This is a genomic window from Streptomyces sp. NBC_00691, assembly GCF_036226665.1.
GTDB lineage: Bacteria > Actinomycetota > Actinomycetes > Streptomycetales > Streptomycetaceae > Streptomyces.
In genome coordinates this window covers 5,707,827-5,729,131 of sequence record NZ_CP109007.1, presented here as the reverse complement: position 1 = coordinate 5,729,131, position 21,305 = coordinate 5,707,827, and the positions used below count along the sequence as shown (strand labels likewise).

19 protein-coding genes and 5 tRNA genes are annotated in these 21,305 nt (G+C 70.5%); 8 read left to right on the top strand and 16 right to left on the bottom strand.

Translation table 11 applies throughout. The features are described from left to right. Nucleotides 1–17: 17 nt before the first annotated feature. Together OG392_RS26035 and OG392_RS26030 are read right to left on the bottom strand one after the other, a co-directional pair. Entirely contained in the window at nt 18–1,019 is a 1,002-nt protein-coding gene (locus tag OG392_RS26035) for an NAD(P)H-dependent glycerol-3-phosphate dehydrogenase (RefSeq protein WP_329283454.1), read from the bottom strand. Further along, nucleotides 1,016–1,768, bottom strand: coding sequence for a lysophospholipid acyltransferase family protein (locus OG392_RS26030; RefSeq protein ID WP_329283452.1), 753 nt, complete (start codon nt 1,766–1,768; stop codon nt 1,016–1,018). The genes OG392_RS26035 and OG392_RS26030 overlap by 4 nt, the downstream gene beginning before the upstream one ends. A 127-nt stretch (nt 1,769–1,895) precedes the next feature. Here OG392_RS26030 and cofC point away from each other — a divergent pair, with 127 nt between their 5' ends. Further along, entirely contained in the window at nt 1,896–2,543 is a 648-nt protein-coding gene (gene cofC, locus OG392_RS26025) for a 2-phospho-L-lactate guanylyltransferase (protein ID WP_329283450.1), read from the top strand. Between the two features lie 10 nt (nt 2,544–2,553). Beyond that, nucleotides 2,554–2,763, top strand: a complete 210-nt coding sequence (locus tag OG392_RS26020) for a hypothetical protein (RefSeq protein WP_329283448.1) — start codon at nt 2,554–2,556, stop codon at nt 2,761–2,763. 90 nt (nt 2,764–2,853) lie between these two features. On the opposite strand, the gene OG392_RS26015 is transcribed toward OG392_RS26020, so the two are convergent. From OG392_RS26015 to leuC, 4 genes are all read right to left on the bottom strand, one after another. Then, nucleotides 2,854–3,555, bottom strand: a complete 702-nt coding sequence (locus OG392_RS26015) for an HU family DNA-binding protein (RefSeq protein ID WP_329283446.1) — start codon at nt 3,553–3,555, stop codon at nt 2,854–2,856. A 143-nt stretch (nt 3,556–3,698) separates the two neighbouring features. Continuing rightward, entirely contained in the window at nt 3,699–3,926 is a 228-nt protein-coding gene (locus tag OG392_RS26010; protein ID WP_030325570.1) for a hypothetical protein, read from the bottom strand. A gap of 104 nt (nt 3,927–4,030) precedes the next feature. Further along, entirely contained in the window at nt 4,031–4,624 is a 594-nt protein-coding gene (gene leuD / locus OG392_RS26005; protein ID WP_329283444.1) for a 3-isopropylmalate dehydratase small subunit, read from the bottom strand. A 6-nt stretch (nt 4,625–4,630) separates the two neighbouring features. Then, nucleotides 4,631–6,055, bottom strand: a complete 1,425-nt coding sequence (gene leuC, locus OG392_RS26000) for a 3-isopropylmalate dehydratase large subunit (RefSeq protein ID WP_329283442.1) — start codon at nt 6,053–6,055, stop codon at nt 4,631–4,633. 140 nt (nt 6,056–6,195) lie between these two features. Here leuC and ndgR point away from each other — a divergent pair, with 140 nt between their 5' ends. Continuing rightward, entirely contained in the window at nt 6,196–6,912 is a 717-nt protein-coding gene (ndgR, locus tag OG392_RS25995; protein ID WP_015036427.1) for an IclR family transcriptional regulator NdgR, read from the top strand. A gap of 125 nt (nt 6,913–7,037) precedes the next feature. Here ndgR and OG392_RS25990 read toward each other — a convergent pair. From OG392_RS25990 to OG392_RS25945, 10 genes are all read right to left on the bottom strand, one after another. Continuing rightward, nucleotides 7,038–7,110, bottom strand: a tRNA-Glu gene (locus OG392_RS25990). Between the two features lie 40 nt (nt 7,111–7,150). Beyond that, nucleotides 7,151–7,222: transfer RNA gene (locus tag OG392_RS25985), tRNA-Gln, on the bottom strand. Nucleotides 7,223–7,236: 14 nt separating this feature from the next. Further along, nucleotides 7,237–7,309, bottom strand: a tRNA-Glu gene (locus OG392_RS25980). A gap of 84 nt (nt 7,310–7,393) precedes the next feature. Beyond that, a tRNA-Glu gene (locus OG392_RS25975) sits at nt 7,394–7,466 on the bottom strand. A 41-nt stretch (nt 7,467–7,507) separates the two neighbouring features. Beyond that, nucleotides 7,508–7,579, bottom strand: a tRNA-Gln gene (locus tag OG392_RS25970). A gap of 93 nt (nt 7,580–7,672) precedes the next feature. Then, nucleotides 7,673–8,395: an HAD family hydrolase gene (locus OG392_RS25965; protein WP_329283440.1), complete on the bottom strand. Its 723-nt coding sequence runs from the start codon at nt 8,393–8,395 to the stop codon at nt 7,673–7,675. Then, a complete protein-coding gene (locus OG392_RS25960; RefSeq protein ID WP_329283439.1) occupies nt 8,392–9,072 on the bottom strand; it encodes a DUF4241 domain-containing protein in 681 nt (226 codons plus the stop codon). The genes OG392_RS25965 and OG392_RS25960 overlap by 4 nt, the downstream gene beginning before the upstream one ends. 81 nt (nt 9,073–9,153) lie before the next feature. Further along, a complete protein-coding gene (gene gltX / locus OG392_RS25955; protein WP_329283436.1) occupies nt 9,154–10,629 on the bottom strand; it encodes a glutamate--tRNA ligase in 1,476 nt (491 codons plus the stop codon). After that, complete coding sequence (locus OG392_RS25950) at nt 10,622–11,416, bottom strand: fumarylacetoacetate hydrolase family protein (protein WP_329283434.1); 795 nt, start codon at nt 11,414–11,416, stop codon at nt 10,622–10,624. Before OG392_RS25950 ends, gltX begins: the two co-directional genes overlap by 8 nt. Before the next feature lie 128 nt (nt 11,417–11,544). Next, complete coding sequence (locus tag OG392_RS25945; RefSeq protein WP_329283431.1) at nt 11,545–11,748, bottom strand: hypothetical protein; 204 nt, start codon at nt 11,746–11,748, stop codon at nt 11,545–11,547. 571 nt (nt 11,749–12,319) lie between these two features. Here OG392_RS25945 and OG392_RS25940 point away from each other — a divergent pair. The 5 genes from OG392_RS25940 (at nt 12,320) to OG392_RS25920 (ending at nt 21,299) form a co-directional block, all read left to right on the top strand. Continuing rightward, the gene (locus OG392_RS25940) at nt 12,320–16,126 is read left to right on the top strand and encodes a sensor histidine kinase (protein WP_329283429.1); all 3,807 of its coding nucleotides are present in this window, start codon (nt 12,320–12,322) and stop codon (nt 16,124–16,126) included. A 9-nt stretch (nt 16,127–16,135) separates the two neighbouring features. Then, nucleotides 16,136–16,549: a roadblock/LC7 domain-containing protein gene (locus OG392_RS25935; protein WP_030325548.1), complete on the top strand. Its 414-nt coding sequence runs from the start codon at nt 16,136–16,138 to the stop codon at nt 16,547–16,549. A 159-nt stretch (nt 16,550–16,708) separates the two neighbouring features. Beyond that, nucleotides 16,709–17,113, top strand: a complete 405-nt coding sequence (locus tag OG392_RS25930) for a DUF742 domain-containing protein (RefSeq protein ID WP_017235980.1) — start codon at nt 16,709–16,711, stop codon at nt 17,111–17,113. Then, entirely contained in the window at nt 17,094–17,675 is a 582-nt protein-coding gene (locus OG392_RS25925; RefSeq protein WP_055602619.1) for a GTP-binding protein, read from the top strand. The genes OG392_RS25930 and OG392_RS25925 overlap by 20 nt, the downstream gene beginning before the upstream one ends. A gap of 339 nt (nt 17,676–18,014) precedes the next feature. Further along, nucleotides 18,015–21,299, top strand: coding sequence for a sensor histidine kinase (locus OG392_RS25920; RefSeq protein WP_329283426.1), 3,285 nt, complete (start codon nt 18,015–18,017; stop codon nt 21,297–21,299). Nucleotides 21,300–21,305 lie beyond the last annotated feature (6 nt).

Here is a 21,305-nt window from a genome sequence, read left to right as displayed (position 1 = left end):
CCCCGCGCGCGTACGGCTCAGCGGCGTTCGGGCTTGGCCGAGCGGGACATCAGTTCCTTGAGGGCGACGATCGGCGGCTTCCCGTCGTGGACGATCGACACGACCGTCTCGGTGATGGGCATGTCGACGCCGTGGCGGCGGCCCAGATCGAGCACCGACTCGCAGGACTTGACGCCCTCGGCGGTCTGCCTGGTGGCCGCGATGGTCTCCTGGAGGGTCATCCCGCGGCCGAGGTTGGTGCCGAAGGTGTTGTTCCGGGAGAGCGGCGAGGAGCAGGTGGCGACGAGGTCGCCGAGGCCCGCGAGGCCGGAGAAGGTGAGCGGGTCGGCGCCCATGGCGAGGCCGAGTCGGGTGGTCTCGGCGAGGCCGCGGGTGATGAGCGTGGCCTTGGAGTTGTCGCCGAGGCCCATGCCGTTGGCGATGCCCACGGCCAGGCCGATGACGTTCTTCACGGCCCCGCCGAGCTCGCAGCCCACCACGTCGGTGTTGGTGTACGGGCGGAAGTACGGGGTCATACAGGCGGTCTGGAGGCGCTGGGCGACCGTCTCGTCGACGCATGCGACGACGGCGGCGGCGGGCTGCCGGGCGGCGATCTCCTTGGCCAGGTTGGGACCGGTGAGGACGGCGACGCGCTCGGCGGGCACGTCGGCGACCTCGGTGATGACCTCGCTCATCCGCTTGGCGGTGCCGAGTTCGACGCCCTTCATGAGGGAGACGAGGACGGTGTCGGGCGCCAGCATCGGCGCCCAGGCGGCGAGGTTGCCGCGGAGGGTCTGGGAGGGGATGACGAGGACGGTGAAGTCGGCGTCGTGGGCCGCCTCGGCCGGGTCCGCGGTGGCCGTGATGGTCGCGGGGAGTTCGACGCCCGGCAGGTAGTCCGGGTTCACCCGGGAGGCGTTGATCTCCTTGGCGAGTTCGGCGCGGCGGCCCCAGAGGCTCACCTCGCAGCCCGCGTCGGCGAGCACCATCGCGAACGCGGTACCCCAGGATCCGTTTCCGAAGACGGCTGCCTTGGTCACTTGGTGCCCCCTTCGGCGGCCCTGCGCCGCTGCTCCAGGCGCGCCTTGCGGTGGTCGTAGGGTTCGGCGGGCGCCCGCTCGCCGCGGATCTGCTCCAGGAGCGCGGTGACGGCGGCCATGATGACCTCGGTCGCCTCGCGGAGCACCTCGGGCGTGGGCTCGAGTCCGTAGAAGCGGGAGAGGTCGACGGGCGGACCGGCCTGCACGGTCAGCGTCTTGCGGGGGAACAGGCTGAGCTTGTTCTCCCTGGCGTACGGCGGCATCGCGAGGTTGGCGCCCCACTGGGCCACCGGGATGACGGGGGCCCGGGTGATCAGGGCGACGCGCGCGGCACCGGTCTTGCCCGCCATGGGCCACATGTCGGGGTCCCGGGTGAGGGTGCCCTCGGGGTAGAAGGCGACGCATTCGCCGCGCTCGATGGCGTCGACGGCGGCGCGGAACGCGTCGAGCGCGTTGGTCGTCTCCCGGTAGACGGGGATCTGCCCGGTGCCGCGCAGCATCATCCCGACGAAGGGGGTCTTGAAGAGTCCCGCCTTGGCCAGGAGCCGCGGGACGCGGCCGGTGTTGTACTGGTAGTGCGCGTAGGACAGCGGGTCCAGGTAGGAGTTGTGGTTGACCGCGGTGATGAAGCCGCCGTCGGCCGGAATGTGCTCCATACCGCGCCAGTCCCGCTTGAACAGAACCACCAGGGGGGGCTTGGCGATGACCGCCGCGAGGCGGTACCAGAAGCCGATTCTGCGGCGGGGCACTCGTACACCTTTCTCCGGGACTGGCTGGCAGGGGGTCAAGTGTCGCCCCATGCTCCTGCTCTGTCGAGAGACACCGTACGCCCCGGGCCCTCCTGGGGACCGCGTGGGCGGGACAGAATGGGCCGCGATGAACACGCATGCGGACGACGGCTGGTCCCTGGTCGTACCCCTGAAGCCCCTTGCCGTAGCGAAGAGCAGACTGGCCGCGGCGGCCGGGTCCCGGCTGCGTCCCCGGCTGGCGCTCGCGTTCGCCGAGGACACCGTGGGGGCGGCGCTGAACTGCCCGCGGGTCCGGGATGTGGCGGTCGTCACGGACGACGCGGCGGCCGGCGAGGCGCTCGCCGCGCTGGGCGCGCGGATCGTCCCGGACGCCCCGGCGGCGGGGCTCAACGCGGCGCTCGCGTACGGGGTCCGTGCCGTGCGGACCCGGCGGCCGCGGGCGCGGGTGGCGGCGCTCAACGCGGATCTGCCGGCGCTGCGGCCCGAGGAGCTGGCCCGGGTCCTGGACGTGGCCGGGAAATTTCCGAGGGCTTTTCTCGCGGATGCCGCCGAAATAGGTACGACATTCCTCTCGGCGGCTCCCGGGGTGGAATTGGAACCGGCATTCGGAGGTGCGTCACGGCTCCGGCATTTGTCTTCGGGCGCGGTGGAAATCCTGCTGGCGGGCGTGGATTCCGTACGCCGGGACGTGGACACCGGCGAGGATCTGGCGGCGGCCGGGGCGCTGGGGCTCGGCCCGCGGACGGCCGCCCGGTGGCTGCCGGCGGCCGGATAGGCTGCGGTCCATGCAGGCGACCACCTTCACGTACGACTCCGAGACCCGCAGCGGCAGTGTGCTGCTCGACGACGGCACCCCCGTGGAGTTCGGGGCGGAGGCCTTCGAGGCGGGCGGGCTGCGACTGCTGCGGCCGGGGCAGCGGGTCCGGATCGAGGCGGAGCCGGGCACGTCCGGGGCCGGCCTGCGGATCACCCTGGTGACGCTCCAGACGTTCTGACGCTCCCGTTCCCCGCCCGCGGGGCCCCGGACGCGCCGCGGGCCGGGCTCCCTGGGGGGAGCCCGGCCCGGCGGGTGTCTACCGCTCGTCCTACTTCTTGGCGGCGGCCTTCTTGGCGGTCGTCTTGCGCGCCGTCGTCTTCTTGGCGGGCGCCTTCGTCGCCGTGGCCTTCTTCGCGGCCGGCGCGGTCTTCTTGGCCGTGACCTTGGTCGCCTTCTTGGCGGCGGCCGTGGTGGTCTTCTTGGCGGCGGCGGAGGTCTTCTTCGCCGCGGCCGTGGTGGCCTTCTTGGCCGGGGTCGCCTTCTTGGCGGCGGCCGTGGTGGTCTTCTTCGCGGGGGTCGCCTTCTTGGCGGCGGCCGCGGTGACCTTCTTCGCGGGGGTCGCCTTCTTCGCGGCGGCCCGCTTGGCGGTGGTCGCCTTCTTGGCGGCGGCCTTCTTCACGGTGGCGGAGGCGCCACCGGTCAGGCTGCCCTTGGGGGCCTTCTTGACGGAGACCTCGCCGCCCTTGGGGAGCTTCTTCGAGCCGCTGACCAGGTCCTTGAAGCCCTGACCGGCACGGAAGCGCGGGACCGAGGTCTTCTTGACCCGCACCCGCTCACCCGTCTGCGGGTTGCGGGCGTAGCGGGCCGGACGGTCGACCTTCTCGAACGAGCCGAAACCCGTCACCGAGACCCGGTCGCCGGCGACCACGGCACGCACGATGGCGTCGAGCACGTGGTCGACGGCTTCGGCGGCCTGCTGGCGACCGCCCATCTTGTCGGCAATCGCTTCTACGAGCTGCGCCTTGTTCACGTCTTCCCCTTCGGAGACATTGCCAGAACGAAAGTGTTCAAGCTTTTTCGCACGTTAGGCATGTATATACCGCAAATCAAACACGAAACGGGCTAATCACCCTAGTGCCGCAACGCGGAAGATCCGCTGCGGAGTTCTTGGTGTCAGTCGTCCTCTGGGAATCGGCCCTCGTCGAGGTCCTTCATCAACCGGTCCAGACGCGTAGCCGCGTCCTTGAGATCGTGCTTCGCCGCGGCCGTCACGACCAGCAGCTTCCGGGACAGCGCCATCCGTACGCCCTCCGGGACTTGCAGTGAGCGCACTCTTGTGTGCGCTTCCTTCAATCGGGCGGCGACTGACTCGTAGAGCTCGAGTTGGCTGTCGCGTTCCATGCACCGATTGTGCCATCTAGGGCGAGTTGTCGCCCGACAGGGTCTCAACAAGCGACTGCGCCCCCCACCGGGCGGTGGGGGGCGCAGTCGTGGAAAAGCGCTGCTCAGACCGTAATTGTACGGGGCTTGAAGGCCGGTCGTGACGCCTCGTACGCCGCGATGTCGGCTTCGTTCTGAAGGGTGAGGCTGATGTCGTCGAGGCCGTTCAGGAGCCGCCAGCGGGCGTTCTCGTCGAGCTCGAAGTCGGCGTCGATCCCGGCGGCCAGGACCTTGCGGCGCTCCAGGTCGACGGTGACCTCGGCGGTCGGATCGGCCTCGGTCAGCTCCCAGAGCGCGTCGACCGTCTCCTGCGGCAGGACCACGGTGAGCAGCCCGTTCTTCAGCGAGTTGCCGCGGAAGATGTCGGCGAAGCGGGCGGAGATCACGGTCTGGAAGCCGTAGTTCTGGAGCGCCCAGACGGCGTGCTCACGGGAGGAGCCGGTGCCGAAGTCGGGGCCGGCGACCAGGACCGAGGCACCCTGCCGCTCGGGGCGGTTGAGGATGAACTCGGAGTCCTTGCGCCAGGCCTCGAAGAGGCCGTCCTCGAAGCCGTCGCGGGTGACCTTCTTGAGCCAGTGCGCCGGGATGATCTGGTCGGTGTCGACGTTGCTGCGGCGCAGCGGGACGGCCCGGCCGGTGTGCGTGGTGAAAGCTTCCATGGTTCCTCAGACCCCCGCGGTGGTGGCGACGTCGGACAGATCGGCCGGGGAGGCCAGATGGCCCAGGACGGCGGTGGCGGCGGCGACCTGGGGCGAGACCAGGTGGGTCCGGCCGCCCTTGCCCTGCCGGCCCTCGAAGTTGCGGTTGGAGGTGGACGCGGAGCGCTCACCGGGAGCCAGTTGGTCGGGGTTCATGCCCAGACACATCGAGCAGCCCGCGTGCCGCCATTCGGCGCCCGACTCCTTGAAGACCTTGTCCAGACCCTCCTCGACGGCCTGCAGGGCGACGCGCACCGAGCCGGGAACGACCAGCATGCGGACGCCGTCGGCGACCTTGCGGCCCTCCAGCAGGGCGGCGGCGTTGCGCAGGTCCTCGATGCGGCCGTTGGTGCAGGAGCCTACGAAGACGGTGTCGACCTTGATGTCGCGCAGCGGCTGTCCGGCGGTCAACCCCATGTACTCCAGGGCCTTTTCGGCGGCCAGGCGCTCCGAAGCGTCTTCGTACGAAGCCGGGTCGGGGACGTTCGCCGAAAGCGGCGCGCCCTGGCCCGGGTTGGTGCCCCAGGTGACGAACGGCGCCAGGGAGGCGGCGTCGATGACGACCTCGGCGTCGAAGACCGCGTCCTCGTCGGACCTCAGGGTCTTCCAGTACGCGACGGCGGCGTCCCAGTCCTCGCCCTCGGGGGCGTGGGCGCGGCCCTCCAGATAGGCGAAGGTGGTCTCGTCGGGGGCGATCATGCCCGCGCGGGCGCCGGCCTCGATCGACATGTTGCAGATGGTCATCCGGGCCTCCATCGAGAGCTTCTCGATGGCGGAGCCGCGGTACTCCAGGATGTAGCCCTGGCCGCCGCCGGTGCCGATCTTGGCGATGATCGCCAGGATCAGGTCCTTGGCGGTGACGTCCTCGGGCAGTTCGCCGTCGATCGTGATCGCCATGGTCTTGGGGCGGGCCAGCGGCAGCGTCTGGGTGGCGAGCACGTGCTCGACCTGGCTGGTGCCGATGCCGAACGCCAGCGCGCCGAAGGCGCCGTGCGTGGAGGTGTGCGAGTCGCCGCAGACGACGGTGGTGCCGGGCTGGGTCAGGCCCAGCTGCGGTCCCACCACGTGGACGACGCCCTGCTCGACGTCGCCCAGCGGGTGCAGGCGGACGCCGAAGTCGGCACAGTTCTTCCGGAGGGTCTCCAGCTGCGCGCGGGAGACCGGGTCGGCGATCGGCTTGTCGATGTCGAGGGTCGGGGTGTTGTGGTCCTCGGTGGCGATGGTGAGGTCGAGGCGCCGCACCTGCCGGCCGTTCTGGCGCAGGCCGTCGAAGGCCTGGGGGCTGGTCACCTCGTGCAGCAGGTGCAGATCGATGAAGAGGAGGTCGGGCTCGCCCTCGGCGCGCCGGACGACATGGTCGTCCCAGACCTTCTCCGCGAGTGTCCTACCCATCGCTTTCCCTCCGGCCGACGTCTACGCCGGCACAACTAGAGACCCGTTTCGCGGGCCGTTGTGCGGCCGCCTCACCAGAGTGACAAGTTCCGCAGGAAATTGAACTTGCGTTTCACAGAGTGAGACGCGAATATCGTTGCATGGACAACTCTAGCGGCGTAGGCGTTCTCGACAAGGCAGCCCTTGTCCTGAGCGCCCTGGAGTCCGGTCCGGCCACCCTCGCAGGACTGGTCGCGGCGACGGGACTCGCACGACCCACGGCACACCGACTGGCCGTGGCACTGGAACACCACCGGATGGTGGCGCGTGACATGCAGGGCCGGTTCATCCTCGGACCGCGCCTCGCGGAGCTCGCCGCCGCGGCCGGCGAGGACCGCCTGCTCGCGACCGCGGGCCCGGTGCTGACGCATCTGCGCGACGTCACCGGCGAGAGCGCCCAGCTCTACCGCCGGCAGGGCGACATGCGCATCTGCGTGGCGGCGGCCGAGCGTCTCTCGGGCCTCCGGGACACCGTCCCGGTCGGCTCGACGCTGACGATGAAGGCCGGCTCCTCGGCGCAGATCCTGATGGCCTGGGAGGAGCCCGAGCGACTCCACCGCGGTCTCCAGGGCGCCCGCTTCACGGCGACGGCCCTCTCGGGCGTACGGCGCCGCGGCTGGGCCCAGTCGATCGGTGAGCGGGAGCCGGGCGTCGCGTCCGTCTCCGCGCCCGTACGCGGCCCGTCGAACCGCGTGGTGGCCGCCGTCTCGGTCTCCGGTCCGATCGAGCGTCTGACGCGCCACCCGGGCCGTATGCACGCCCAGGCCGTCATCGACGCCGCGGCCCGTCTCTCCGAGGCTCTCCGCCGCACCGGCTGACGTTCTCCCTGCCCTCTGTTCGTACCGGCCCACCGCTTCAACGCCGCAGCGGTGGGCCGGAGTTGCGTCCGGGACGCCGAACAGCGAAGAAGCCCTCCCCCGAAGGGAAGGGCTTCTTCGTTCTGTACCCCCGACCGGATTCGAACCGGCGCTACCGCCTTGAGAGGGCGGCGTGCTAGGCCGCTACACAACGGGGGCCTTGCGGATCAGATCCGCGGTGCAGATAAAGCTCTGCGAGCTGGCCTACCTGGACTCGAACCAAGAATGACGGTACCAGAAACCGTAGTGTTGCCAATTACACCATAGGCCATGGTGGTTACACCGTACCCCCGACCGGATTCGAACCGGCGCTACCGCCTTGAGAGGGCGGCGTGCTAGGCCGCTACACAACGGGGGCCCTAGCGATCCCACCCGGTCGAGACCGGGTGATGTCACCGTAGATTCACCGGGAGCTACCCAAGTGATCTACAGGATGGATCAGTACCCCCGACCGGATTCGAACCGGCGCTACCGCCTTGAGAGGGCGGCGTGCTAGGCCGCTACACAACGGGGGCTTTGTGGATGCCATCCACGATTGCAGATAAAGCTCTGCGAGCTGGCCTACCTGGACTCGAACCAAGACTAACGGAACCAGAAACCGTCGTGCTGCCAATTACACCATAGGCCACCGGGGCAACGTCCCCACCAGGGAGGATCTTGCTCGGCTTGCGCTTTCCGGGTTCTTGCCTTTCGGCTTGTTCCCCTCGGCGCAGGAAGAACATTACCCGAAGGTGGACGGTGCTCCAAAACGGGTATGCGCGCCGAGCAGGGCCGGGAGCTGGCGGAGGTCCGTGATCCGGTTCAACTCGGGCCTGCCGCCGATGTCCGCGCGGTCCAGCCAGATACCCCGCAGCCCCGCCTCCACCGCGCCTCTGGCGTCGATGTCCGGCTGGTCCCCCACGTACGCCACCTCGTCCGGGCGCAGGTCAAGAGCGGTGCAGGCGGCGTGGAAGGCCTCCGGGGCCGGCTTGGCCACCCCGAGCTCCGCCGCGCACAGGACGGCCTCGAAGCGGTCCCGTACGCCCAGGACCCGCAGCTTCCGGTCCTGGTTGTGCAGGCTGGAGTTGGACAGAATCCCGTGACGATAGTCATCGGCCAGCAGGTCCAGGACGGGGAGCGCGTCGGGGAAGAGTTCCCAGGCCGCCTCGTAGTGGGAGACGTACCGCTCGAACCAGCCGTCCGCCTCCGCGGCGGTCAGGCCCGGCTCCCCCAGGAAGTCCCGGACGCGCTCGCGCCGCTGCTCCTGGAAGTCGACCCCGCCGGCCTCGAAGATGCGCCAGTGGATCGCCGTGAGCTCCCGCCAACGGCCGAGGGCCTGGTCGACGGACGCGTATCCGTCGACCAGGCCCTCGGCCGTCAGGTGCGCGCTCATGCCGGCGTGGTCGGCGCGGGCGTAGTCGAAGATCGTGTCGTCGACGTCCCACAGCACGGCGCGGATGGTCATGGACCGACCGTACCGCTCGGGAGGGGTCGGGCGGGGGCGAAGCGGAGGACGCGGAAGTCGGTGACGAAACAGACGACCCCGCCGTCGGCGGCGCGGCCGATCCAGGTCGGATAGCAGCCGTCGCCCCAGCCCGAGCCGAAGACGGCGACGGTGTGGCCCTCCACCCCCTCGGCGAGGAAGGCCGTCGGCCCGGGCGGCCCGCCGTCCATCGCCTCCCAGACGACGCCCTCCTCGTCCTCGGTGCCGGGGAAGGCGTGGTGGGCGGAGGCGTCGAGGAAGCAGCCGACGCCGGCGTCCACGCCGTAGCCGAAGAAGTCTCCGTCGGCGAGGTCCGCCGGGTCCTGGCCGGGGACCAGGGCGGGCTCCCAGTGGGCGGCGGGGGCGTCCCGGACCAGCAGCCGGGCGGCGGCGATCACGCGGTTCCGGAAGGGGTGCTCGACATCGGCCACGACGGTCTGGACCGGGTACCTCCCGGGCGGGACCGTGACGGTGAAGGGCGCGGGCCGCTCGTCGTCGTCCCCGAGGTGGACGATCGGGTCGCAGGCCACCAGCCGCCCGGTGGGCAGGCCGAGCTCTCCGAGGTCCGTCACGGTGAGGGCGGCGTCCCTGCCGCCCCCGGGCGGGAGGGTGGCTCCCGGCGTGAACCAGCGGGCGCAGTCCGGTGGGGTCGCGTTCATGGGCCGAGCCTAGGCGGCGGGTACGACAGCGAGGGGCGGCGGCCTCGTCGGCCACCGCCCCTCGTCGCCTACCGGAAGCCGTCAGACAGCCAGCTTCGCCAGAGCCGCGTCGACGCGGGCGAGAGTCTTCTCCTTGCCCAGGATCTCCAGGGACTCGAAGAGCGGCAGGCCGACCGTGCGGCCGGTGACGGCCACGCGGACCGGGGCCTGCGCCTTGCCGAGCTTGAGGCCGTGAGCCTCGCCGGCGGCCAGCACGGCGTTCTTGAGGGACTCGGGGTCGCTCCAGTCGGCGCCTTCGAGCTTCTCGCGGGCGGTGGTGAGGAGGGCCGCGGGCTCGCCCTTCATCGCCTTGTCCCACGAGGGCTGGTCGAAGACCGGCTCCGACAGGAAGAGGAAGTCCACGTTGGCCGTGATGTCCGAGAGGACGGTGACACGGGTCTGGGCGTGCGGCGCGATGGCCTCCCAGGCGGTCCGGTCGAAGTCCTCGGGCGCCCAGTTCGCGAAGGGGGCCCGCAGCCAGGGCTCGCAGGCCTCGGCGAACGCCTTCACGTCGAGCATGCGGATGTGGTCGGCGTTGATCGACTCGGCCTTCTTGAGGTCGAAGCGCGCCGGGTTGGCGTTGACCTCGGCGATGTCGAACTTCGCCACCATCTCGGGGATGGTGAAGATGTCCTGGTCGGCCGAGAAGGACCAGCCGAGGAGCGAGAGGTAGTTCAGCAGCCCCTCGGGGAGGAAGCCGCGCTCCCGGTAGAGGTTGAGGGAGGCCTCGGGGTCGCGCTTGGAGAGCTTCTTGTTGCCCTCGCCCATCACGTACGGCAGGTGGCCGAAGGAGGGGATCTCCTTGGCGACGCCCAGCTCGATGAGCGCCTTGTAGAGCGCGACCTGGCGGGGGGTGGAGGAGAGCAGGTCCTCGCCGCGCAGGACGTGGGTGATCTCCATCAGGGCGTCGTCGACCGGGTTGACCAGGGTGTAGAGCGGGGCGCCGTTGGCCCGGAGGATGCCGTAGTCCGGCACGTTCTCCGGGGTGAAGGTGAGCTCGCCGCGGACCAGGTCGGTGAAGGTGATGGGCTCGTCGGGCATCCGGAACCGGACGATCGACGCGCGGCCCTCGGCCTCGTACGCGGCCTTCTGCTCGTCGGTGAGGTCACGGCAGTGGCCGTCGTAGCCGGAGGGGCGGCCTGCGGCGCGGGCGGCGGCGCGGCGCTCGTCGAGCTCCTCGGTGGTGCAGTAGCAGGGGTACGCGTAGCCGCCCGCGAGCAGCTTGTCGGCGACGTCCTTGTAGATGTCCATCCGCTGCGACTGGCGGTAGGGCGCGTGCGGGCCGCCGATCTCCGGGCCCTCGTCCCAGTCGAGGCCGAGCCACTTCAGGGAGTCGAGCAGCTGGCCGTACGACTCCTCGGAGTCGCGCGCCGCGTCGGTGTCCTCGATGCGGAAGACCATGGTGCCCTCGTTGTGCCGGGCGAAGGCCCAGTTGAAGAGAGCGGTGCGGACCAGGCCCACGTGGGGGTTGCCGGTCGGCGAGGGACAGAAACGGACGCGGATATTCGCGTTAGCCACGCTTGATCACCCTATTGGTGAGAGTGCCGATGCCTTCGATGGTGACGGCGACCTCGTCGCCGACGTTGAGGGGGCCGACCCCGGCGGGGGTGCCGGTGAGGATGACGTCTCCGGGGAGCAGCGTCATGGCCTCGGTGATGTGGACGACCAGGTCCTCGATGGAGCGGATCATGTCGCCCGTCCGACCCAGCTGCCGCTGCTCGCCGTTGACCGTGGCCTGGACGGTCAGGTCGCCGGCGTCGGCGATGCTCAGGTCCGTCTCGACCCAGGGTCCCAGCGGGCAGGAGGTGTCGAAGCCCTTGGCGCGGGCCCACTGCTTCTCGCGCCGCTGGGCGTCGCGGGCGGTGACGTCATTGGCGCAGGTGTAGCCGAAGATGACGTCCTTCACGCGCTCGCGGGGCACCTCGCGGCACATCCGGCCGATCACCACGGCCAGTTCGGCCTCGTGGTGCAGCTCGTCGGAGAAGGAGGGGTACTCGATGGCGTCGCCGGGGCCGATCACCGAGGTGGTGGGCTTGAAGAAGGCGACGGGGACGTCGGGGACCTCGTTGCCGAGTTCGGCGGCGTGCTCCGCGTAGTTGCGGCCGATGGCCACGACCTTGTTGGGGAGCACGGGCGGCAGGAGCCGTACCTTGCTCAGCGGGACCTTGGTGCCGCTGAGCTCGAAGTCGGTGTACGGGATGCCCTTGATGATGTCGAGGACGAGGCCGCCGGATTCGACGGTTCCCTCGCCCTCGACGGCGCCGAAGGCCACATTGCCGTCGATGGAGAATCTGGCGATGCGCACGAGTGCTGTCGCCCCTCACTTGGTGCTGGCTGGAGTCTGACGCTCCAGGCTAACGCGGCGCGGGGCGGCCGACCGGCGATGTCACCGGGGCCGTGACAAGGATGACGCGGGTGGCTCCGGGGGTGGCGTCAGCGGGACGCGGAGGCGTACGGCTGGGGCTGGTACGGGGCCGGGGGCTGCATGAGGACGGTGCGGCGCGGGTTGGCCGTCTTCGCCGGCAGCACGGCCGTGTACTCGGGCAGGGCGACCCGGCCGAGGTCTGCGGCGTCCGAGAGGTGGACGAGGGTGGAACGGCGGGGGTTGGCCGTGGTGCCGGGCGTCGTCGTCTTCATCGCGGTGATCTGACCTTGTTCCGGAACGGGCGCCGCGTTCGGGCGCGAGGGGGTGTAAAGCGTCAGGCTAAACATGCGATTCCCTTCGAATGCATGGCTAAGACATCGATCATCGTGTGAGTTTGCTCACCACGGGTGACATATACCGGGCATTACGGACCGTCGCCTGTCGCCACGGAAAGGGACATTCCGTCACTGAATGCTCTATTCCGCTCCTGATCATGGCGACTGGGACACACGGGTACGCGCAGTCATTGGAGAGGAAAAGTCCGAATCCTCCGCGATCATCTTCTACATGGGGTGACGCTCTGCGCACGGGTTGTCATGGCTCCCGCGGCGCGACACGCAGCTCTTGTTGGAGGTCCGGCACTGTGCTGGAATTCCACGCACCGCCGCGGGTTTCAAGCCGGCGCGCAGGGGGCGCAACGCAGCGCCGGCCTAGTGGCGGGGAAGGGGGAGCTGCGCCGGTCACCGACGACCACCTGGGGTGCCCTCCACGCACCCCGATTGACACCGACACCGTCCTCTCCGTTCATCCGGAAGGACGCCTGGTCCAGAGGTTGCGACGCTAGTGCAGGGACGTTTCAAGAGGGATGGCTCGGGGTCTCCCCAGGCCCGTCAGGGCCGAGCGGATGCTCCGGCGGAGCAGGAACCGCGTGCCGGGACCGACCGCGGTCCCTCGGCCTCGCACACCCCGAACCAGGGAAAGGGGCCGTCCGGCGAGGGCGGTGACGGCGGCAGGCGCACGAGCGCCGCGGCCGCGGCCGCCGAGCCGTCCGACGCACCCCCCAAGGTCCGGGCCGAGAACGAGGTCGGTCCTCGAATAGCCCTGCGCAACTGGCGCATCTCCACGCGCCTGGTCGCGCTCCTCACCCTCCCCGTGGTCGCGGCGACCACCCTGGGCGGCATCCGCATCAGCGAGTCGCTCCAGGACATGGAGCAGCTCGACCACATGCAGCTGCTCACCAAGCTCACCCGTGAGGCCACCGACCTCGCGCAGGCCCTCCAGTCCGAACGCGACCTCTCCGCGGGTCCGCTCGCCAACGGCCGCCCGGTCAGCGACTACCAGGTCGCCAACCCGCGCCGGAAGACGGACCTGGAGTACAAGGCCTTCCTCCAGGCCACGGAGGCCATCCCGGCCACCGAGGGCGACGAGGCGCTGCGCAGCATCCGGCAGAACGTCAACCAGATCGCCTCGCAGGTCAGCGGTCTGCACACGATCCGGAGCAACGCCTACGAGAAGGACGTCTCCCACTCGGTGACGGTCGAGGCGTACAGCCGTCTCATCCGCTCGCTGCTCAGCCTGTCCCAGGACATGGCCCAGGCGACCAGCAACCCCGAGATGATCAAGCGGACCCGCGCGCTCGCCGCGTTCTCGTCCGCCAAGGAGTACGCCTCCATCCAGCAGGCGATCATCGCCGCGGCGCTGCCGCCGAGCGACCGGACCGCCGGCGACATCCAGCAGGGTGACCGCCTCTACGGTGAGGCCGCGCTCAACTCCGAGGGCCGCGAGCTCCAGTCCTTCCAGGCGATCTACGAGTCGACCGGTGGCGACGCCAACGAGCGGACCGCGTCCCTGAACTCCGGCAACCCGTCGATCACCGCCGCCGAGAAGTACGCCGAGCGTGTCCTCAACATGGACAACGCCATGAAGACCGGCGTCCGGCGCGGTCACCTCAACTTCACCGACGAGTACGGCACCAAGATCGCCACCATGAACCGCATCGAGCGCGGTCTGCTCGGCGACATGGAGACCCTGGCCCGTGAGCTCCGCCAGGAGTCGCAGCGGGACGCCATCGTCAACGGTGCGCTGATCCTCCTCGTCCTCGGCGTCTCGCTCATCGGCGCCTTCGTCGTGGCCCGGTCCATGATCCGCTCGCTGCGCCGGCTCCAGGACACCGCGACCAAGGTCGCCCAGGAACGTCTGCCCGAGCTCGTCAAGCAGCTCTCCGAGTCCGACCCGCAGGACGTCGACACCTCCGTCGAGTCCGTCGGTGTGCACTCCCGGGACGAGATCGGCCAGGTGGCCGCGGCCTTCGACGACGTGCACCGCGAGGCCGTCCGACTCGCCGCCGAACAGGCCCTCCTCCGGGGCAACGTCAACGCGATGTTCACCAACCTCTCGCGCCGTTCCCAGGGCCTCATCCAGCGTCAGCTCTCGCTCATCTCCGAGCTGGAGTCGCGCGAGGCCGACCCGGACCAGCTGTCCTCGCTCTTCAAGCTCGACCACCTCGCGACGCGTATGCGCCGTAACGGTGAGAACCTCCTCGTCCTCGCCGGCGAGGAGCCCGGCCGCCGCTGGACCCGCCCGGTCCCGCTGGTCGACGTGCTCCGTGCCGCCGCCTCCGAGGTGGAGCAGTACGAGCGCATCGAACTCGCCTCGGTGCCCGCGACCGAGGTCGCCGGCCGGGTCGTCAACGACCTCGTCCACCTCCTCGCCGAGCTGCTCGAGAACGCCACCTCGTTCTCCTCGCCGCAGACGAAGGTCCGGGTCACCGGTCACGCCCTGCCCGACGGCCGGGTGCTCGTCGAGATCCACGACACCGGCATCGGCCTCTCCCCCGAGGACCTCGCCGCGATCAACGAGCGGCTCGCCTCGCCGCCCACCGTGGACGTCTCCGTCTCCCGCCGCATGGGTCTCTTCGTGGTCGGCCGCCTGTCCCTGCGACACGGCATCCGCATCCAGCTGCGCCCCTCCGACTCGGGCGGCACCACCGCGCTCGTCATGCTGCCGGTCGACGTCGCCCAGGGCGGCAAGAAGCCGATGCCCAAGCCGGGTGCCGGTGGCCAGGGCGCGATGCCGCCCGGCGCCTCCGCCCCGGGCGGCCGGCTCCCCGCCGGTCCCGGCGCGGCCGGTGGTCCCGGCGGACGTCCGGGCCAGGGTGGCGCCCCGTCGTCGTCGGGCGGCCTGCTCGGCGGCGGCGCTCCGCGCGGCCAGGTCGGTACGGGCGGTCCCCGGGCCGCGCTGCCCGCCCGTGACGGCGCGCCGCTCGCCGGTGGCCCGCAGTCCCGTACCCCGCAGCCGCAGAACGCCTCGCTCGACCGGACCGGTCAGCTTCCGCAGGGCCCCCAGGCCCCGCAGAGCGGCGACCCGCTGCGGCCGGGCCCCGGTGGCGGTCTCATCGGCGGCGCCGCGAGCGCCATCCCGTCCCGTACGGACGTGTGGGGCAGCCAGGGCTCCCCGCAGGCCGGACCCGGCGCGCCGCAGCACGCACCGCAGGGTCAGGGTCAGGGTGCCCAGCAGACCGGTGGATACGAGTTCCCGCGCGCCGAGCTGCCCGGGGGCAACCCCCAGCAGCAGCGTCCGCAGGGGGCGAGCTGGGGCAACGAGCAGGGCCGGCAGCCGGTGCCCCGCCCGCAGCAGGAGATGTCCCCGCTGGACTCCCCGCGGGGTCACGAGGACCCGGAGACGACCGGCTCGTTCGCGGCGCCGGCTCCCCAGGGTCCCGGTTCCACCGGCCAGTTCGCGCGGCCCGACTTCAACAGCCCGCAGCAGGTCCCGCAGCAGCAGGCGCCGCAGGTGTACCAGGGCGGTGTCCAGGACCCGGCGTCGACGGCGCAGTTCCCGCGCCCCGACTTCGGTGCCCCGCAGGGCCCCGGTTCCACCGGTCAGTTCGCGCGTCCCGACTTCGACGGCCCGCAGCAGGCCCCGCAGGGGCAGGGTTACCAGGGCGGCCAGCAGCAGCAGTTCGGCCGGCAGCCCTTCGTACCGCAGGCACAGCAGCAGGCACAGCAGCCGCCGGCCCCGCGTCAGCGGACCGGCGGTGGCAACGGCGACTTCGGCGCCCCGCGCCCGGAGCCGGTCCAGCCCCAGCAGCGTCAGCCGCAGGGGCAGCAGCCACAGGGTCAGCAGCCGCAGCTCCAGCAGCCGCGGCGTCCCGAGGCGCTGCCGCCGGCGGGCGCCGGCGACGGCCGTACGCCGCTGTACGACACGCTCGAGACCAACTGGTTCCACCAGGAGCAGGCTCAGCAGCAGGCCCAGCAGGCGCAGCAGCAGGCGCAGCCCCCGGTCGCGCCGCAGCAGCCCGCTCCGGGGCAGCGCCCGGCCGGTGACCCGGCCGACGGCCGCCAGAACGGCGGGGCCGCCTGGCGGACCTCGCCCAACGACGAGCTGGTGCGCCAGGCCGAGCGGGTGCGCAAGCCCGCGGCCGGCGGTGTCACCACCTCAGGCCTTCCCCGGCGTGTGCCGAAGGCCAACCTCGTACCCGGGACCGCACAGGAGCAGGCGCACAGCGCCGGCCCCCAGGTCTCGCGTGCACCCGATGACGTCCGCGGCCGGCTGACCAATCTGCGCCGCGGTATCCAGCAGGGCCGTCAGGCAGGTAACTCGACCACGGGTAATCACCACCTCGGTCCGAACCATCAGCAGGAGCGTTAGTTGAACGCGATGAGCCAGGCGGCGCAGAATCTGAACTGGTTGATCACCAACTTCGTGGACAACACCCCTGGGGTGTCCCACACGGTGGTGGTCTCCGCCGACGGACTCCTGCTGGCCATGTCCGAAGGATTCCCCCGCGACCGTGCCGACCAGCTGGCGGCGGTCGCGTCCGGACTGACCTCGCTGACCGCGGGTGCTTCCCGGATCTTCGAGGGGGGCCCCGTCGCGCAGACCGTGGTGGAGATGGAGCGCGGCTTCCTCTTCCTCATGTCGGTCTCCGACGGTTCCTCGCTGGCCGTGCTCGCACACCCCGAGTGCGACATCGGCCTCGTGGGCTACGAGATGACGCTGCTGGTCGACCGGGCCGGCAGCGTCCTCACCCCGGATCTCCGCGCGGAGCTCCAGGGAAGCCTGCTCCACTAGCCGGTTCGCTTTCCGGACCGGACCCCACCGCACGACCGATCGACAGGGCGGTACGCCCCTCCGTACCGCCCTGGCACCGTTATCCGTCCGGCCGCCCCACCCGGCCCCCCACCGGCCCCATCAGACGGCAGAAGGTTTGCTGTCACGCCCGGAGGATTCATGACCCCGCCCCCCGCCTCTCACGATCCGTACGGCGCCTCAGTCGACGAGTACGGACATGAGGGCGACCAGCCGCTGGTGCGTCCGTACGCGATGACCGGCGGCCGGACCCGGCCGCGCTACCAGCTCGCCATCGAGGCGCTGGTCAGCACCACGGCCGACCCGGCGCATCTCGCCACGCTCCTCCCGGAACACCAGCGGATCTGCCACCTGTGCCGTGAGGTCAAGTCGGTGGCCGAGGTGTCGGCGCTGCTGTCGATGCCCCTCGGCGTCGCCCGCATCCTCGTCGCCGACCTGGCGGAGGCCGGCATGGTGGCGATCCACCAGCCGGGCAACGGAGAGACCGGCGGCACGCCGGACGTGACTCTGCTCGAAAGGGTGCTCAGTGGACTTCGCAAGCTCTAGCGGCGGTGCGGCCCGGTCGACCACCAGCGCGAAGATCGTGGTGGCGGGTGGCTTCGGCGTGGGCAAGACCACGTTCGTCGGCGCCGTGTCCGAGATCAACCCGCTGCGTACCGAGGCCGTCATGACGTCCGCTTCCGCGGGCATCGACGACCTCACGCACACCGGTGGCAAGACGACGACGACCGTCGCCATGGACTTCGGCCGCATCACCCTGGACCAGGACCTGATCCTGTACCTCTTCGGTACGCCCGGTCAGGACCGCTTCTGGTTCATGTGGGACGACCTGGTCCGCGGCGCCATCGGCGCCGTGGTGCTCGTCGACACCCGCCGTCTCGCCGACTGCTTCCCGGCGGTCGACTACTTCGAGAACAGCGGCCTGCCGTTCGTCATCGCCCTCAACGGCTTCGACGGCAGCCAGCCGTACCAGCCGGAGGAGGTCCGCGAGGCCCTCCAGATCGGTCCCGGCACCCCGATCATCACCACGGACGCCCGGCACCGCGCCGACGCCAAGAGCGCGCTGATCACTCTGGTCGAGCACGCCCTCATGGCCCGGCTCAAGTAGTCCGACGACCGGAGCGGCGGTCATATGCCACCGCCAGGGGCGGTCTGTGTCGTTCGACACGACCGCCCGCGCGTTCATAACATTTCGACAGAGAATTGGGGCGCCTCGGACACCCGACGCATCCGATCGGTGTCGCTGCGCTCACCTGAGCCCCGTCTTTTGACGGGGCTCGCTCTTTATGCCCGTTTTATACGAGGCTCGGGCCCGTGAAACCGGCCGCATCCCACTGTTTGGAACCGACCCCCTTCACGTGCTGCAATTCATGAACTCCCGAGTAGTACGGCCCTGAACGAAACACCGGCACAACGTAGGTGCCGACGCCGAGAGGTTGTTGGTCGAGTGAGGCGCAGCAAGGAAAGCTCCGCGGAGCAGGAGACACGGGGCAACTTCACCCCGCCGTCGCGCACGGCGATGTCGCCCGCGGACGTGCCCGTGACGCAGCCCGACGTGGCCCCCGCCCCGGGAAGCTCCAGCAAGCTCTCGCCCCGCAACTGGCGGGTTCCCACCAGGCTGAACGCGATCCTCTGCATACCCGTGCTGGTCGGCCTCGTCATGGGCGGCTTCCAGGTCAAGGGATCGATCGACACCTGGCAGGAGGCGCAGGACGCCGAGAAGACGGCACTCATCGTGCGCGCCGCCTCGGAGTACAGCACCGCCCTCCTCAACGAGCGCGACCTCACCGCGGCTCCGCTCCTGAGGGTGAGGACCCGCGAGGACCGCAAGAGCGACGAGGTCACGAAGGCGTACGCCGCGACCGACGCCGCCAAGCTGAAGTTCGACGAGGCCGCCAAGAACCTGCCCTCGGGCCAGGGCCTGGAGCGCCGGCTGAACCTCTTCCGGGACGAGGAGCCGAAGCTCACCGCGCTGCGCGAGATCGCGTACACCGGCGGTCTCGACCCGGTCGACACCCAGCGTGGCTACACCGGGGTCCAGCACTACCTGACCGAGTTCTCCAACGAGCTCGGCCTCGGCACCGGCAACATCACCACCTACGGCCGCAGCGTCTACGCCGTCCAGCTGGCCAAGGGCGCGGAGTCCCTCCAGCGCTCCATCGGCACCCAGCTCCTGGTCCGGCCCAGCCGCGCCGAAGGCGTCTTCGCCCAGCAGTCCGTGGCGTTCAACTCGTACAACTACCTGGAACAGATCGCCCTCGGCGAGTTCTCCTCCGGTGGTCTGCCCGAGGACGTCGAACTGCTCAAGAAGGTCATGAAGACCAAGGCGACCGAGGGCGCCAAGGAGATGCAGGCCGCCGGCCTCGACCTGCCCAAGGGCAAGGACGGCTCGGTCTTCTCCGGTGTCGCCGGCCAGATCGGCAGCGCCAAGAACCCCGAGGCCCTCGCCGCCCTCAAGACCAAGGGCATCACCGCCGACAGCTGGATGGCCGTCGCCACCGCCAAGTTCGACGGCTACAGCGAGGTCGAGAAGGCCCTGGTCGACAAGGCCGTGGCCGAGGCGATCAAGATCTCCGACGAGGCCAAGACGGACGCCTGGGTCAACGGTGGCATCGTCGTCATCGCCCTCCTCGCCGCCTTCATCCTCGCCGGGATGATGGCCCGCCAGATGAGCCGCGCGATGCAGCAGCTGCGCACCGCCGCCTTCGGCATCGCCGAGCAGCGTCTGCCGATGCTGGTCGACCAGCTGTCCCGTACCGAGCCCGGCCGCGTCGACACCCGCGTGCAGCCGATCCCGATCGACACGCAGGACGAGATCGGCGAGGTCGCCCGCGCCTTCGACCAGGTCCACCGCGAGGCCGTCCGGCTCGCCGCCGAGCAGGCCATGCTCCGGGGCAACGTCAACGCGATCTTCACCAACCTCTCGCGCCGCAACCAGTCGCTGATCGAGGGCCAGCTGACCCTCATCACCGACCTGGAGAACAACGAGGCCGACCCGGACCAGCTGGAGAACCTCTTCCGCCTGGACCACCTGGCGACCCGTATGCGCCGCAACGGCGAGAACCTCCTCGTCCTCGCCGGCGAGGAGCCGGGCCGCCGCTGGGACCAGCCGGTCCCGCTGGTCGACGTCATGCGGGCCGCCTCCTCCGAGGTGGAGCAGTACGAGCGCATCGAGCTGGCCGGCGTGCCGGAGGCCGAGATCCACGGCCAGGCCGTGACCGACCTCGTGCACCTCCTCGCCGAGCTCCTGGAGAACGCCACCACGTTCTCCTCCCCGCAGACCAAGGTCCGCGTCACCGCGACCCGTCTCCCCGACGGCCGTGTGATGGTCGAGATCCACGACAAGGGCATCGGCCTCACCGCCGAGGACTTCGCGGACATCAACCACAAGCTGGCCAACCCGCCGACCGTCGACGCGGCCGTCTCGCAGCGCATGGGCCTCTTCGTGGTCGGCCGGCTCGCCGACCGCCACGGCATCCGGGTCCAGCTGCGCCCCTCGGGCGAGCAGGCCGGTACGACCTCGCTGGTCATGCTGCCGGACGCGATCACGCACGGTGGCGGTGGCGAGCAGCCGCTCCAGGACGACTTCACGGTCTCGCAGATCATTCCGCAGCAGCAGCAGCCGCAGCAGAACGCCTTCGAGAGCGCCCCGCCGCAGCAGCAGCCGATGCTGACCGCCGCCGACCTCGGCTTCGACGACTCGCGCTACGACCAGCCGGTCGATGAGGAGCGTCAGCTCGACCCGGTCGACCGCTCGCTGAAGCGCGAGGGGCGGCGTGCCGCCCTGGAGGCCCAGGCGCAGGGTGACGACCGGCCGCTCTTCCGCGACGAGGCGGAGCAGCCGGAGGAGTACGGGCAGCAGGGCCAGGAGTACGGCCAGGGTCAGGAGTACGGCCGGCAGGGGCAGGACTACCCCGCCGAGCAGTACGCCCCGGCGCAGGAGTACGGACAGCAGCAGCCCCAGCAGTCGCAGGGATACGGCCAGGAGTACGCGGCCGGTTTCCCGCAGCAGCAGGACGGCTACGCGTACCCGCAGCAGGGCTACGAGGCGTACCCGCAGCAGGGCTATGCGGAAGCTTCGTACGAGACCCCGGGAACCGAACACCAGCAGTACGGCAATGCGTTCGAAACCCAGTCCCACCAGGGAGACTGGCAGGATCAGAGCGCTTACCAGGGCGGCTACCAGCAGCCGTTCGGAGCGGAATCGGAATCTGCTCCGAGCGCTCCCGAACAGGCCCACGAGCGCGTAGGCTTCGACCGTCCGGGTCCGACCCCGAGTGCCGCCCCGGACGCCGGTCACGCGCTGACCGACGCCGGACTGCCGCGCCGCGGCAGCGTCGCCTCGCCGACCCAGCAGGCGCCGCAGCAGCAGGCACCGCAGCAGGCGAAGCCCGCGCAGCCGGCGCAGGAGCAGCAGCAGAACGACGCCGACCCCACCGACGAATGGCGCTCGACCAACGACGAGCGCTGGCAGCGGGCCGGGAAGCTCAAGGACCCGAAGGCGGGCGGGGTCACCTCGTCCGGTCTCCCCCGCCGGGTCCCGAAGGCCAACCTGGTCGAGGGCACGGCGGAGCAGACCCCGCAGGGCGGCCCCCAGGTCTCCCGCGCACCCGAGGACGTGCGGGGCAGGTTGAGCAACCTGCGCCGCGGCGTCCAGCAGGGACGCAGCGCGGGAACGGACACGAACGGATCGGGCCTCGGCCCGGGCAGTACCTACAACCAGGAGCGTTAGTGTGAG

Coding starts and splice junctions, on each gene's coding strand:
- OG392_RS26010 (WP_030325570.1), bottom strand. CDS start 3,926: ATGGAACGCGACAGCCAACTCGAGCTCTACGAGTCAGTCGCCGCCCGA.
- OG392_RS25930 (WP_017235980.1), top strand. CDS start 16,709: ATGACCCCGCCCCCCGCCTCTCACGATCCGTACGGCGCCTCAGTCGAC.
- OG392_RS26020 (WP_329283448.1), top strand. CDS start 2,554: ATGCAGGCGACCACCTTCACGTACGACTCCGAGACCCGCAGCGGCAGT.
- OG392_RS25945 (WP_329283431.1), bottom strand. CDS start 11,748: ATGAAGACGACGACGCCCGGCACCACGGCCAACCCCCGCCGTTCCACC.
- cofC (WP_329283450.1), top strand. CDS start 1,896: ATGAACACGCATGCGGACGACGGCTGGTCCCTGGTCGTACCCCTGAAG.
- OG392_RS25935 (WP_030325548.1), top strand. CDS start 16,136: ATGAGCCAGGCGGCGCAGAATCTGAACTGGTTGATCACCAACTTCGTG.
- leuC (WP_329283442.1), bottom strand. CDS start 6,055: ATGGGTAGGACACTCGCGGAGAAGGTCTGGGACGACCATGTCGTCCGG.
- OG392_RS25965 (WP_329283440.1), bottom strand. CDS start 8,395: ATGACCATCCGCGCCGTGCTGTGGGACGTCGACGACACGATCTTCGAC.
- ndgR (WP_015036427.1), top strand. CDS start 6,196: ATGGACAACTCTAGCGGCGTAGGCGTTCTCGACAAGGCAGCCCTTGTC.
- leuD (WP_329283444.1), bottom strand. CDS start 4,624: ATGGAAGCTTTCACCACGCACACCGGCCGGGCCGTCCCGCTGCGCCGC.
- OG392_RS25960 (WP_329283439.1), bottom strand. CDS start 9,072: ATGAACGCGACCCCACCGGACTGCGCCCGCTGGTTCACGCCGGGAGCC.